The 13131-nt window shown below is 62.1% G+C and carries 10 protein-coding genes; 3 read left to right on the top strand and 7 right to left on the bottom strand.

All coding sequences use genetic code 11. From position 1 onward, the window contains the following. The first annotated feature begins 40 nt into the window (after nucleotides 1-40). Both NAP1_RS02175 and NAP1_RS02170 read left to right on the top strand, forming a co-directional pair. A complete protein-coding gene (locus tag NAP1_RS02175; protein WP_007163578.1) occupies nucleotides 41-343 on the top strand; it encodes a putative quinol monooxygenase in 303 nt (100 codons plus the stop codon). Nucleotides 344-371: 28 nt separating this feature from the next. Beyond that, nucleotides 372-671: a putative quinol monooxygenase gene (locus NAP1_RS02170; RefSeq protein ID WP_007163577.1), complete on the top strand. Its 300-nt coding sequence runs from the start codon at nucleotides 372-374 to the stop codon at nucleotides 669-671. A 6-nt stretch (nucleotides 672-677) separates the two neighbouring features. Here NAP1_RS02170 and NAP1_RS02165 read toward each other — a convergent pair whose 3' ends face one another. The 5 genes from NAP1_RS02165 to NAP1_RS02145 all read right to left on the bottom strand — a co-directional run bounded on the left by NAP1_RS02165 (nucleotide 678) and on the right by NAP1_RS02145 (nucleotide 6500). After that, nucleotides 678-2084 carry an isoprenylcysteine carboxylmethyltransferase family protein gene (locus tag NAP1_RS02165; protein ID WP_007163576.1) on the bottom strand — a complete coding sequence of 469 codons (1407 nt, stop codon included), beginning with the start codon at nucleotides 2082-2084 and terminating at the stop codon, nucleotides 678-680. Between the two features lie 130 nt (nucleotides 2085-2214). After that, on the bottom strand, nucleotides 2215-3546 hold the full coding sequence (locus NAP1_RS02160; protein WP_007163575.1) for a PQQ-binding-like beta-propeller repeat protein: 1332 nt from the start codon (nucleotides 3544-3546) through the stop codon (nucleotides 2215-2217). 57 nt (nucleotides 3547-3603) lie between these two features. Then, nucleotides 3604-4374, bottom strand: a complete 771-nt coding sequence (locus NAP1_RS02155; protein WP_007163574.1) for a tetratricopeptide repeat protein — start codon at nucleotides 4372-4374, stop codon at nucleotides 3604-3606. Nucleotides 4375-4489: 115 nt separating this feature from the next. Next, complete coding sequence (locus NAP1_RS02150; protein WP_007163573.1) at nucleotides 4490-5629, bottom strand: glycosyltransferase family 4 protein; 1140 nt, start codon at nucleotides 5627-5629, stop codon at nucleotides 4490-4492. A 7-nt stretch (nucleotides 5630-5636) separates the two neighbouring features. Next, nucleotides 5637-6500, bottom strand: coding sequence for an alpha/beta fold hydrolase (locus NAP1_RS02145; protein WP_007163572.1), 864 nt, complete (start codon nucleotides 6498-6500; stop codon nucleotides 5637-5639). An 80-nt stretch (nucleotides 6501-6580) separates the two neighbouring features. Here NAP1_RS02145 and NAP1_RS02140 point away from each other — a divergent pair, with 80 nt between their 5' ends. Next, nucleotides 6581-7978 carry a protein adenylyltransferase SelO family protein gene (locus NAP1_RS02140; RefSeq protein WP_007163571.1) on the top strand — a complete coding sequence of 466 codons (1398 nt, stop codon included), beginning with the start codon at nucleotides 6581-6583 and terminating at the stop codon, nucleotides 7976-7978. Nucleotides 7979-7987: 9 nt separating this feature from the next. Here the strand turns inward: NAP1_RS02140 and NAP1_RS02135 are convergent, their stop codons facing one another. Together NAP1_RS02135 and NAP1_RS02130 are read right to left on the bottom strand one after the other, a co-directional pair. Next, the gene (locus NAP1_RS02135) at nucleotides 7988-8539 is read right to left on the bottom strand and encodes a hypothetical protein (protein ID WP_007163570.1); all 552 of its coding nucleotides are present in this window, start codon (nucleotides 8537-8539) and stop codon (nucleotides 7988-7990) included. Nucleotides 8540-8566: 27 nt separating this feature from the next. Continuing rightward, nucleotides 8567-12925, bottom strand: coding sequence for a YadA-like family protein (locus NAP1_RS02130; RefSeq protein WP_007163569.1), 4359 nt, complete (start codon nucleotides 12923-12925; stop codon nucleotides 8567-8569). Between the last annotated feature and the right edge of the window lie 206 nt (nucleotides 12926-13131).

Genomic DNA, 13131 nt, shown 5'->3' with positions numbered 1-13131 from the left:
GCAGCGGTTCCCCCTTTGAGGGCGGAAAGGGAGAGAGAACATGCTGATAGTTCTGGCCGAGGCGAACCTTGGCGAAGGCGCACTGGATGCAGGCCGCGACGCGTTCCCCGCCATGGTCGAGGCGTCGCGCGCTGAGGAAGGGTGCCTTGGTTATTCCTATGCCGTCGACATTCTGGACGCTTCGAAATTCGTCATCGTCGAAAAGTGGGTCGACGATGCCGCGCTGGCATTCCACTTCCAGACACCGCACATGGCCAAGTTCCAGCAAGCCCTCCAAGGCCTCGACATCGAGATAACCGAACTCGCCAAGTACCAGGCCGATGACGGATCGCCCTTGATGTGAGCGTGTATCGCTCGCATAAGCTTCTGTTATGATTGTTGTAATCGGCTCCTTCCGCATCCCGCCCAGCATGGTCGAGGTCGTGCGCCCCGTGATGGGGGAAATGATCACCGCCAGCCGCCGCGAGGAAGGGTGTATCGAATACGCTTATGCGCTCGACGTGATCGACGAGGGGCTGGTGCGGGTGTGCGAAAAATGGCGCGACCGCGCCGCTCTCGAAGCGCATTTTCGCACGGCCCACATTGCCGAATGGCGCGCACAGGTTTCCGCGCTTGCAGTGTCGGAGCGTGACCTTGTTGCACACGAAACGGACGAGGGTTTCTACCTCTGATCCCGACTACTCGGCTGGCTCCTGAAGACCCGCTTCGGGCTTGCCAGAGGCACGCTTACCGCCACTGATCCGACCGATCAGCTTGAGCTTCAACCGGGCGAGCGGCGCGGTAACAAGGCCGTTCACTTCCATCCAGTCGTAATATTCGCGGTACTTGGGGTCCTCGGCCAACAAGTGCGCTTCCTCGGTCCGGGCGCGCCAATAATAGATCGCGTTCACCACAGCCAAGAAGAAGGTGTTGCGGATTGCATCGACAGCCGACCCGTTCGTGACAAGGAACGGCATGACCGAGCACCACCAGAACAGGTTCTTCGACAAGTAAGCCGGATGGCGGGTGAAGCGATACGGCCCGTTGGTAAGCACGCCGCGATAGGTGAGGTTCGAAAAGCGGATGCCGAATACAACCGTCGCCCACGCATAAATCGCTGTCAGGAAGACGAGCCACGCTGCCCACACCCACAGCAAAGCTGGTTGCCCTGCCATCCAGTGTCCCCAGCCCGCAGTCGCGCCCTCATAACTCAGGATCTGGCCGTTATTGCCGATGATCCCCCACACGAACGGCGGATAGCAGAGAAGCGCCGCAAGCCACCCAGCCACGAACGGATTGCCCGAGCGAATATGAGCATCGAGCGGCCGCAACGTGAAGAGATACCCGACCGTCCCGATCTGCACATCCACCACAAATAGCAGCGTGATCAGCAGCATCCCGAACTCGAATGGATTGGCGATAATCGCTGCCGGATCGGCTTCGACAATGAAAGCGAAGCCCGGCGGCAGGATCGAGATCATGAACGCGCCGAAAAACGCCTTGATGATCCACGCTCGCCAATGCTTTTTAACTTGATCAAGATCGACACCCTCACGGCCCAACAAGGCTGCGCCGAAGTGCCAGGTGCTGTCGCGCTGGTCAGTCATGAACCGATCAAGCCAGATGATGTAGGGCACCGAGAGCACCACCATCGGCACGATCAGGAAACCGAGCACCTCCATCGCGAAGAGGTAGCTTCCGTCCCAGTACCAGCGGCACAGGCAATACAGGGCAGCGATGATCGCCCAAGTGGCCCAAAGGCCAACGATCTTGACGGTCGAGACAGGCAGCACATCCTCAACACTGCGCCGGATGCTCCAGTCGAGACCGGTTGACGCGCGCAGATGCACCTTGTCGACCAGCAGCGACCAGATCGCCATCGGTCCCGCAGTGAACGCCATCGCTGTCAGCGCCGCATATGGTCCTGAAAGAACGCCATAGCCGCTTCCCAGGCCCAGTGTTTCGACAATTACGGGAAAGGTGCGGCAGAACAGGATCCACAGCATCAGGCCCAGCAGACCCGCAAGCCCCACACCCGAAGAGACATCGCTCTTGGGCAGGTTCAGCGGCGTTGACGCCGATGCGGGATGAGATTCTGCGCTCATTACCCTCAGGCGTTTAGCGCCAAAGGGTTAATTCTCCGCCCACCAAGACGCCCGCGTGCCGCATGGAGACGACACCGGCACAAAGGTTAACGGCTGTCTTGGGGCTGCGAAAGGCCTGGCGGCAAAGCCGTCAGCGCCAAGCGTGGATGGTACCCGAATCGTCGAGGATATAGAGCATGTTGTCGGCAACAACTGGCGGCAGGCTGACCGCTTCCTTGACGTCGGCAAAAAGCTGCGCCGAGCCTTCGCCCGCGCTCACCTTCCAAACCTCGCCTTCGGAGCTTGCAACCCATAGGTTGCCGCCCGCGAGAACCGGACCCGTCCAGAAGATCGGGTCCTTCTTTTTCTCGACGTTGCGGAACGGGGCAAGCTGAGTGATCCAGCGCACGCGGCCCGTCGAACGAGCAATCGCCAGAAGCCGCGCATCGTCGGTCAGAGTGAAGATCCACTCACCCGCGATCGCCGGGGTGGAAATGCCAGCAAGGTTAAGCTCCCAGATACGCTGCCCGGTGACGAGCTCGTAAGCGGCCATACGACCGCCCTGCCCCAGCGCGTAAACACGGCCCGAATCGATGATCGGGTCAGCATCGATGTCGGTGAGCGAGCTCACCACGGTCGAGATGTTCGTGCGCGCCAGAGCGTCGGCCCACAGCGTGCGACCGTTCTCGTAGCGGTAGGCCGATAGTTCGCCCGAGGAATACCCCGCGATCACGGTGCCCTGTCCCGCTGCCGGAGCAGCGACGCCGAAGACACCGGACTGTGCCGATGAACCCGACTCGTTCCAGAGCAGCTCGCCATTCTCGGTGTTGAGCGCGATGATCTGGTTGTCCTGCGTCATCACGTAAACCTGCCCAAAGGCGATGGTCGGTGAACCGCGCAGCGGGCCGGAAGGCGTCGTCTTCCAGATCATCGAACCGGACTGGGCATCCAGAGCCTTGGCATCGCCCGCGCCGTTAGTTGCGTAGACCCGGCCGCTGTCATAGCTGACGCCGCCGCCAAAGGCGGATGGGCGCATGTCATCGTCCATCTCTTCGTCGTCGAATTCCCACATGCGCGAACCCGACTTCTTGTCGAAGGCGTGGATGACGCCGTCAGAACCCACTGCAAACAACATATTGCTGCCGATCACCGGAGCGGCCGCAAGGCGCTCTTTGTCGCTCGAACCCGCGATGCGAGCGGTCCAGGCCTTGGTCGGGTTTTCAGGCAGTGCCAGATGGCCGTACGACTTGCTTGCCGAACCACCGACCTGTGCCCATTCGGAATTAACCTGTGCGGGCGGCAGAACGACGGTCACGCTGGCAAGCGCAGGATCGACAGTCGCGCCAGTTTCGATCCGCGACAGGATTGGCATACGCTCACCAATCGTCGGCGTGGTCTTGTTGTCGCCTCCGCAGCCGGTCAGCAGCATAGCCAGCGCGCCAGCCACGATAGCGCCGCTTAAACGCTTGTTATACTTCATCATTCGCACCGTCCGTCCAAACTTGTATTCTTAGGTTCCGGGCACCTGCCGGCTCCTCGCTTATTCAGCGGGCCCTTCAGCCGGAGTAACGCCTTCATCTTCGAGCAATTGCTCGACATCTTCAATTGCATCGACCCCTAATAGCCCAGCCATCTGGCGCGCACGTGAACGAAGCGTCTCTGGCAACGCCTCGTCATTCGCCATCTCGGCAAACAGGGCGCCTGCTTCGTCGCGGTTACCCGCCTCAAGGTGGGCGATCGCGGTAAGTTCGCCTGCGCTGCCGAAATACGGGTTGCCGGGCACAGCGAGGTCGCTGAGCTTGGCGATCACGTCAGCTGGATCGCGCTCGTCAAAATTGGTCGAAACTTCGCGGATCACAGCCAGGTTGCGCAGCGGGCCAGGGGTTTCGGGGTCGGCCGCAATGCTGGCGTAAAGCTCGACGGCCTTTGCCGGATTGCCCTCTTCCAGGGCGGCTGCCGCCTGGAGGAACTTGGCCGAGGTGCGGGCGCCAATAGACCCCTCATCGACCAGCCCATCGACCTTCTCCGATGCGCCTTCGAAGTCATTCACGTCGACAGAATCGAGCGCGCTGATGATCTGCTCGGACTGGCGTTCAAGCGCAGCCTCATTGCGGCCATCCCAGAAGTAGAATCCGAACATGCCAGCCAGCAGCAGCGAGATCGCGAGGCCGAGGGGCACGCCGTATTTCTGGAAGAATTCCTTGGTGTCGTCCTGCCGCACCGCCTCGTCGATCTCGCGCATGAGGATTTCGTCCTCGCGCGATGGGCTGCCTGGCTGGTTTTTGTTCTTGTCAGTCGGAGTGCGCGCCACTTGGCGATGATCCTTGTTAGTCGTTTTCAATCTTTGGGCGGGCTTTTAGGGAGCGCGAGGGGCTTGCGCAATGGCTCAAACCTGCCTCTCACCGGTTGGCAGGTCGCCCCGCTACTTAGGCATCGCGGCCTAAAGCCCCCCAATAGAGCGAGCGATAGGCCTCAATCATCTGCGCTTCGTCATATTGCTCGCGCGCCTTGGCCTTGTTGGCAGCGCCAATATCAGCGCGCAGAGCCTCGTTTGCGACGAGTTCGCTAAGCATCGCGGCCAGCGCATCGGTGCTGTCCGGAGCGGCGATGAAAGGCCGGTTCGCCTCGGCGACGATGGACTTTACATCGCCCACATCGGGAGCGGCCACCGGCAGCCCTGCCGCCATCGCCTCGACAACCGAGATCGGGAATTGCTCACTCTTGGAAGACAGGGCGAAGATATCGAACATCCCGATCAGCTTGGCCGGGTCTTCAACATCGCCGGGCAGGTGAACGCGGTGGCTGATCTCATGCGCATCGGCAGCGGCGCGGATCGCGTCTTTCTCTGGTCCATCACCCAAGATCACGAGATGCCAGTTTTCCGGCAGATCGGCGCAGGCTTTCACAAGCTGGTCGAGCTGCTTCACCGGACGAAGCCCCGCAAGCGTCCCGATCCAGCGCTCTCCCTCGCGCTTCACTACGCGAAAGCCGCCGGGCTTGGGGCGCTTGCCGAAGGCCTTGGTGTCGATGCCGTTGGGAATGCGCTGCACCCGCGCAGGCGGTTGCTTCCACGTCTCGACCGCGATTTTCTCGAGCGTGCGGCTGGGCACAACCATCGCATGTGTGCGCCCCGTGGCAATCCGGCGATACCAGTTGCGGCGCGTTTTGAGCTCGCTTGCTTCGTCCTCGTTGAAGCCATCCTCATGATGGATGAGCGGCGGCAGACTGAGCGCCTCACCAAAGACGGTGTGCGCCATCACCACGTCCATCGCACCGAAATTGTAGGTGAGCACAAGGTCATAGTCGCTTATCGCCTTGGCAATCGCGACCAGCCTTCCCGGCGTCGGCCAGCCCTTGAGCGAGGGGAAGCGTGTCGGAAAATGCGCCGGGACGGTGCGATTGATGAGCGCTCTTGCGCCCTTCTCATCCGGCTCTCCCGATATGATTGTGTGATCGAGCGACTTGCCGAACGCGTTCATCAACTTGACCGCGCGCAGCTCCTTGCCGCCGGCAGCAAACGTCGAATGGCAATGCAGGATGCGCGGCGCGCTTTTCTTGTTTGGCATTGTCGGATCAGACCTTCGCCAACAGCGCGTCGATCGCCTCACGCGCCTCGGGTTCGTCGAGTGTGGGTGCATGGCCCACACGCGGCACGGTCACGCTGGTCATTGCCGGATTGCGCGCTGCCATCTGCCTGACCGTTTCGGGCGTCAGCAGGTCGGAAAGCTCGCCGCGCACGAGCAGCATCGGAACGCCGCGCAAGGCCTCGAATGCGAGCCACAAATTGGGCGGCGTTGCGTTGTCTGCCTTCTTGAAAGGCTCCGCGATCGCCATGTCATAGTCGTAGCTGATCCGCCCGTTCTGGCTGACCACCAGAGTGCGCTTGGCCATTTCGAGCCACTGGTCGAGCCCGAAATCGGGGAACGCCTCGCCATGCACCTCGCACATCGAGCGCGCGGCGTGGACCCAGGTGGGATAGCTGCGCCCCTGCCCGACATAGCCGTTGATCCGCTCGATCCCGGCAGGATTTATCTCAGGGCCGATGTCGTTCATCACCACAGCAGCAAGTCGCCCCGGATTGGCGGCGGCGAAGATCATGGTGATGAGCCCGCCCATCGACGTTCCGACCGAGATGAATTTGTCGATGCCAAGTTCGTCGAGCAACACCTTCACATCCTGCGCATACTGGCCGCCGTGATAAGTCGAGGAATCGGGAGCATAGTCGCTCTGACCGCGCCCGCGCATTTCCGGCACAATGACGCGGCGCGTTTCGCTAATATGCTCGGCAAGCCGGGCAAAATCGCGCGCATTGCGAGTGAGGCCGTGGAGGCAGACGACCGGCAGGCCGTCATAGCCATCTGGCCCCGCATAATCGCGATAATGGAGCGACAGGCCGTCCGAACTCGTCCAGCTCTTGTCTTCGTATGGATTGGCCATGGTGTGGCGAGAATCTCCGGTGAATCTATGTGAGCGTCAGAGCGCTTGCGCCCTCGCTCGCTTGTCCCCACTATCGCTACATGAGCGATGAACCGCAAGCAGCCATCTACAGCCCCGACCCTGCAATTCAATCCCTGTCCGACTGGCTCGCCTCGCCGGTCGAGGCTGCTGATTTCCCGCAAACGCAGGTTCGGTTCCGCAATGATCGTGCGGCCCAAAGTGTCGGCCTCGCGGCCCTGAGCGACGATCAGTGGGCGCAGCATTTCGGACGCCTCGAGCCGCTGGAAGGCAACCTGCCGCAGCCGCTCGCGCTCAAATATCACGGCCACCAGTTCCGCGTGTACAATCCTGAAATCGGCGATGGACGCGGCTTCCTTTTCGCGCAGATGCGCGATGGCAATGGACGGCTGATGGACCTCGGCACCAAAGGATCGGGAACGACACCCTATTCGCGCGCTGGTGACGGTCGTTTGACCCTGAAAGGCGCGGTGCGCGAGATACTGGCGACAGAGATGCTCGAAGCGCTAGGTGTGAACACCTCGAAGACCTTCTCGGTCATCGAAACGGGCGAGCAATTGATGCGCGATGACGAGCCCTCGCCCACGCGCTCTGCCGTGATGGTGCGGCTCTCGCATTCGCATATCCGCATCGGCACCTTCCAGCGCCTTCTCGCGCATGAAGAGAAGGAGGATATGGACGCGCTGGTCGATTATTGCCTCGAGCATTTCCCCGGCCCGCCTCCGCCAGACGATGCGCCGGGCCGCGATGAACCTGCTGTGCGCCTGATGCACAATGTGGTCGAGCGCATGGCAGACCTCGCAGCCAGCTACATGGTCGCAGGCTTCGTCCACGGCGTGCTGAACACGGACAACATGAACATCACCGGTGAAAGCTTCGATTACGGACCGTGGCGGTGGCTTCCGAAGTGGGAGCCGGGCTTCACCGCTGCCTATTTCGACCACGCCGGGCTCTACGCTTTCGGCCGGCAGCCAGAGGCGCTGCACTGGAATTGCGGCCAGTTCGCGGTGGCTTTGAGATTGCTTGCCGACACCGAGCCGCTGGTGGCCGCAATGGAGCGCTTCGGGCCGCTCTACATGGAAGCGGTCGCGCGGCGCTGGACGTGGCGGCTAGGCGTCAAACCGCGAGGCGCAGAGTTCGATGCGCAGCTCGTCGCCGCTTGCGAGAAGGCTATGCGTGAGAGCGAGGCGCAGCCCGATGCGTTCTTCTTCGCTCATCGTGGCGGGCGCGGCGCGGAGGGCGAATTAGGCGAAGCGTTGCGCGAGTACGAAGCAGTCGAAGACGCGCACGATTACTGGTCGGACGATGCCCCACAAAGCATGGTGATCGCCGAGGTCGAGGAAATTTGGTCCGCGATCGATGAGCGCGACGACTGGAGCCCGCTCATGGACAAGGTATCGGCGCTGCGGCGGATGGGAGAGGCCCATGGCCCTGCTCCCACGCCCGCCGGACACGCTTAGCGCGTCAGCCTATCGAACCGGTTGCGCTTCGACCATCTGCTGCGGCTGAAGGTCGATGCCGAACAGTTTCCAGCGCCCCTGTTCCCACTGGTAATAGACATCAAAGCCGATCGAGATCGGGCGCAGCTGAAACACGCCGCGCACGCGGAAGACGTCATTGCTGATCATCTGCGGCGCTTCGTAATAGGTCGGCGGGACCAGCAGAGCGTTCGACAGATCCATGTTGAGATTGCGAAGGCCGGAAAAGATCTCGGTCAGGCGGGCCGGATTAAAATTGATCTGGAAGTTCTGCGCCGAGATGTCCCGCAGCACGGAATAATTGCCCGACTGGTTCGCATGATCGACTGCGGCAACAGTCGACCAGAGCAACTTCGATAGCTCAAGCTGGCTCGGCGTCGGACGAACCGACGGCGGCGGCTGAAAGCTCGGCTGGGCTTGCTGCTGCTGCTGCTGCGCCTGAGCGCTTGCCGGAGTAAACCACAGCCCTGCACATACGGCTGCAAGGGTGGCAAAACGAAATGCCGGGGCACTGGGCCCCGGCATCGTATTTTTCGAGGTCATTACAGTCATGACCTGATGTCTAACGGCTTACCAAGCAACTTGGAAGCCGCCGCGTGCACCGACTTCACCGCTGTCGAAACCGACACCGATACCGGCCGAGATCGAAGCGTTCTCAGACACGCGGGCCGAAAGGGCCATCGAGCCTGCGCCGCGATCTTCGAAGTAGCCGATGCCGCCCGACAGAGCGAAGCTCGTGCCAGCCGGAAGCGCCGGGCTTTCCATGGCGAGCGCCATCGCGACACCTTCGTTCGCGCGATCGATCGCATCCCGGTTCGCAGCCGTCTGGCCGAACAGGGTGTTGATCTGAGCCTGGTTGTTGGCGGTCAGGCTCTGAAGACCTGCAATTGCCGTACCGTTGGCCGCAATACCCGAAGCGTTGGTGTTGATCGCTGCCGTGTTGGAAGCGATGCCCGCCGAATTGGTGCTGATGCCGGCCGCGTTAGTGGCGATCGACGTCGTGTTGGTTGCAATCGCGCCCTCGTTGGTGGTGACGCGAGTATCAAGACCAACCACCAGCGCGTTGTTGTCCGCAATCGCCATCGCATTGGTTGCGATGCCGCTTTCGTTCGTCGTCACGCGCGTATCGAGACCGGCAATCGCCGTCGCATTGGCACCAATCGAAGTGGTGTTTGCTGCGATGTTGGTTGCGTTGGTCGCGATACCAGTGGTGTTCGTGGCAATCGCGCCCTCGTTTGCGGTTACCCGCGTGTCGAGACCGGCAATCGCCGTTGCGTTGGCACCAATGGCAGTCGTGTTCGATGCGATGTTGGTCGCATTCGTCGCGATGTCAGTGGTGTTGGTTGCGATGTTGGTCGCGTTCGTTGCGATGTCCGCCGTGTTGGTGGCGATGTTCGTCGCATTGGTCGCGATGTTGGTCGCATTGGTCGCAATATCGGTCGTGTTGGTCGCGATATTGGTCGCATTGGTCGCGATGTCGGTGGTGTTCGTGGCGATATTCGCCGCGTTCGTACCGATATCGGCCGCATTGACTGCAATCGCTGCCGAGTTGGTGTCGATGTTGCCCTGAAGGGTCGCATCGGCAGCCATTCGTGCAGCGGTTTCAGCTGCCAGCTCTGCATCGGTTGCAAGATCATCGACTGCAATCGCCTGACCCAGCGTACCCGAGGCATCGACAGTTGCCACGAACGGCGTGCCTGTCTGAGCCGCGGTGCTTGCTGCGATGTCACCGACCGTCACAGACGTACCGGCACCGCCAAGCACGACCTGGTTGGCCCGCGTGGTGGCTGCAAGAGCGCCAATGGCGACCGAGTTGTCGAACAGAGCCGACGAACCGTTGCCAAGGGCAACAGCGTCAGTGCCGTCCGCATCGCTCTGGTTACCGATGGCGACCGAACCGTCACCCGAGGCATCGGCTGCTTCACCCACTGCCAGCGAACGGATGCCCGATGCGCTTGCGAGGTGACCGATGGCCTGAGCGCGTTCTGCGCTCGCACTCGAACGCCAGCCGAAGGCCGAAGCGCCCGGACCCGAAGCGAAGGCTTCGCCACCGATTGCAGTGGTCGAGTTGCCAAGGGCCTGTGCACCGGTGCCGTTGTTGTCGCCACCAAGGGCAACTGCGTCGGTGCCAGTGGCGAACGAGCCGTCACCGATTGCGATGGCCGACTGACCATCGGTTGCAGCGAGTTCACCGATCGCGACCGTGCCGTCACCGTCCGCAACCGCGAGACGACCCAGAGCAACCGAAGCGCGACCGTTGGCAGTCGAGTTGGCGCCGCCAGCGAACGAGTTCTGGCCAGTCGCCGCCGACGCGGTACCCACGGCCGTGGAGTCAACGCCGAAAGCGTCCGCCCCGGAACCGATCGCCGTGCTGGACAGTTCGGTTGCCTGAGCGTTCGGGCCAAGTGCTAGCGAACCGGTTCCGGTTGCGCGGGCATTGCGGCCAAACGCCGAAGCGTTCTGTTCGGTAGCCTGAGATGCAAAACCGACTGCCGTCGAGCTCAGACCCGAAGCTTCCGAGCCATCACCGACCGCGGTCGCTTCATCGGCGGATGCGAGCGAAGCTGCACCAACTGCCGTCGAGTCGATGCCGGTAGCTTGCGAGTCTGCACCGAAGGCCGAACCGTCCTCAGCGGTTGCCGAGGAATTGGTACCCACGGCAGTGGTGTTGAAGTCGGTCGCCTGAGCGATGACACCAACTGCGACACCGCCCTCGCCGCTCGCCACGGCGCTGTTGCCGAGTGCGGTCGAGATGAAGCCGCTCGCATCAGCAAGGGCACCAAGCGCGGTCGTGAAGTCGTCGCCTGCCGACGAACCCGAACCGATGGCTACACCGCCTTCGCCGGCGGCGCTGGCGCCGACACCGAATGCCGAGGTGAAGTCGCCCGATGCGCTGGCAAGAGCGCCGACAGCCGTGCCGACGAAGCCGCTTGCGTCTGCGTCGGTACCGATAGCGATGCCGCCGTCAGCACCAGCCGAAGCGCCAGTGCCGTTGCCGTCATTGTCACCGCCGATTGCGATCGATTCGAGACCGGCTGCCGAAGCGAGGTTACCCGCTGCGATTGCCTGATCGGCCGATGCGTTGGCTGCCTCACCGATCGCGAGCGAGCGAACGCCCGTTGCGCTTGCGAGGTGACCGAAGGCGTGAGCACGCTCTGCGTCAGCGACCGAGCGCCAACCGATGGCGGTTGCGCCCGGGCCTTGTGCGAAGGCTTCACCACCAACCGAGGTGGTGGAGTTGCCGAGTGCCGAAGCACCAGCGCCTGCATCGTCACCACCGATGGCGAGAGCATCAATGCCCGAAGCTACGGTCGAGTTACCGATGGCAATAGCGCCATCGCCAGCCGTTTCGGAAAGATCACCAACCGCGATCGATCCGGTGCCGGTTGCGATCGAGAGGTTACCCAATGCAATTGAGCTGTCGCTGTTCGCAAGAGCGGCTTCACCCACTGCGAGCGAACGGATGCCCAGCGCGTTGGCGAGGTGACCGAAAGCTTGAGCGCGTTCTGCGTCAGCGACTGAGCGCCAACCGACTGCGGTTGCACCCGGCCCTTGCGCGAAGGCTTCGCCACCCAGAGCGGTGGTCGAGTTGCCAAGCGCCTGTGCACCTGTGCCTGCATCGTCACCACCCAGAGCAACGGCGTCGATACCGTCCGCTACCGAGGAGTTACCGATGGCGATCGAGGAAAGATCGCTTGCAGCGGCGTTGTCACCCTGCGCGATTGCGAAGTCAGCCGAAGCGTTGGCCGCTTCGCCGACTGCCAGTGAGCGAACGCCCGTTGCGCTTGCAAGGTGACCGAAGGCCTGCGCGCGCTCTGCATCGGCAACCGAACGCCAACCGATGGCGGTTGCGCCCGGGCCTTGTGCGAAGGCTTCACCACCAACAGAGGTAGTCGAATTTCCGAGTGCCGAAGCACCGGCGCCTGCATCGTCACCACCGATGGCAAGAGCATCGATGCCCGACGCTACGGTCGAGTTACCAATGGCAATCGCGCCATCGCCAGCCGTTTCGGAGAGATCGCCAACCGCGATCGATCCGGTGCCGGATGCAATCGAGAGGTTACCCACTGCAATCGAGCTGTCGCTGTTTGCGAGAGCGGCTTCACCCACTGCAAGCGAACGGATGCCCAGCGCGTTGGCGAGGTGACCGAAGGCCTGTGCGCGTTCAGCGTCAGCGACCGAACGCCAACCGATTGCAGTTGCGCCCGGGCCCTGTGCGAAGGCTTCGCCGCCTACTGCGGTGGTTGAATTGCCGAGAGCTGCGGCGCCGCCGCCAGCATCATCGCCGCCGATTGCAAGTGCGTCGACACCCGAAGCCACGGTCGCATTACCAATGGCAATCGCGCCGTCGCCTGCCGTTTCGGCAAATTCACCGGCTGCGAACGAACCGAAACCGTTAGCAATCGCCTCGCGGCCGAGCGCGATCGACGAAATGCCGTTGGCCGTAGCGCCTGTACCAATTGCGGTTGCGCGGTTTGCGCTGGCAAGGGTGTTGTGACCAAGTGCGGTCGCTTCATTGGCAAGCGCCTGTGCGGTCGAACCGATCGCCGTGGCAGAAACTTGATTGGCAAGGGTATTTGCGCCAATCGCGGTCGCACCGGTGTCAGTTGCACGGGCGTTTTGACCAAGCGCGCTCGCATTCAGGTCGCTTGCGACTGCAGAATTGCCGATAGCTGTTGCGCTTTCGCCCGACGCTTCCGAATCGGTGCCGATTGCTGTGGCCTCATCGCCGCTGGCTTCTGCGTTATCACCGCAAGCCAGCGCGTCGACGCCGGTAGCGGTCGCACCGCCGGTTACGCCTGGATCAAGCAGACAGACGTCCTGTGCAGCGGCAGGCGTGGCTGTCGCCCCCAGCCCGACGACTGCAGCGATCACCGCGCTGGACGCCGAAAGGCCCAGAGCGGATAGGCTCAAATTCGAGTATTTCATTTGGATCTTCCCCTTACCAAAGCGCCCGAGAGACGCTTGACGGATTGCAACTCCGCGACCCGGCTAGGGGGTATGATCTTGATGTCACGCACTACCATCACGGCAGCTCCCCCCTAACACGTGCCTGACTTCCATACGCATAGTTACGTAGAAGGGAAACCCTTTTGGGCTCAGTTGTTAACCTAATGTTGGGGCTATGCATGGGA

It is taken from the genome of Erythrobacter sp. NAP1, assembly GCF_000152865.1.
Classification (GTDB): Bacteria; Pseudomonadota; Alphaproteobacteria; order Sphingomonadales; family Sphingomonadaceae; genus Erythrobacter.
This window is presented reverse-complemented; position numbering and strand designations above follow the sequence as displayed.

Coding starts and splice junctions, on each gene's coding strand:
- NAP1_RS02175 (WP_007163578.1), top strand. CDS start 41: ATGCTGATAGTTCTGGCCGAGGCGAACCTTGGCGAAGGCGCACTGGAT.
- NAP1_RS02170 (WP_007163577.1), top strand. CDS start 372: ATGATTGTTGTAATCGGCTCCTTCCGCATCCCGCCCAGCATGGTCGAG.
- NAP1_RS02165 (WP_007163576.1), bottom strand. CDS start 2,084: ATGAGCGCAGAATCTCATCCCGCATCGGCGTCAACGCCGCTGAACCTG.
- NAP1_RS02160 (WP_007163575.1), bottom strand. CDS start 3,546: ATGATGAAGTATAACAAGCGTTTAAGCGGCGCTATCGTGGCTGGCGCG.
- NAP1_RS02150 (WP_007163573.1), bottom strand. CDS start 5,629: ATGCCAAACAAGAAAAGCGCGCCGCGCATCCTGCATTGCCATTCGACG.
- NAP1_RS02145 (WP_007163572.1), bottom strand. CDS start 6,500: ATGGCCAATCCATACGAAGACAAGAGCTGGACGAGTTCGGACGGCCTG.
- NAP1_RS02140 (WP_007163571.1), top strand. CDS start 6,581: ATGAGCGATGAACCGCAAGCAGCCATCTACAGCCCCGACCCTGCAATT.
- NAP1_RS02135 (WP_007163570.1), bottom strand. CDS start 8,539: ATGACCTCGAAAAATACGATGCCGGGGCCCAGTGCCCCGGCATTTCGT.
- NAP1_RS02130 (WP_007163569.1), bottom strand. CDS start 12,925: ATGAAATACTCGAATTTGAGCCTATCCGCTCTGGGCCTTTCGGCGTCC.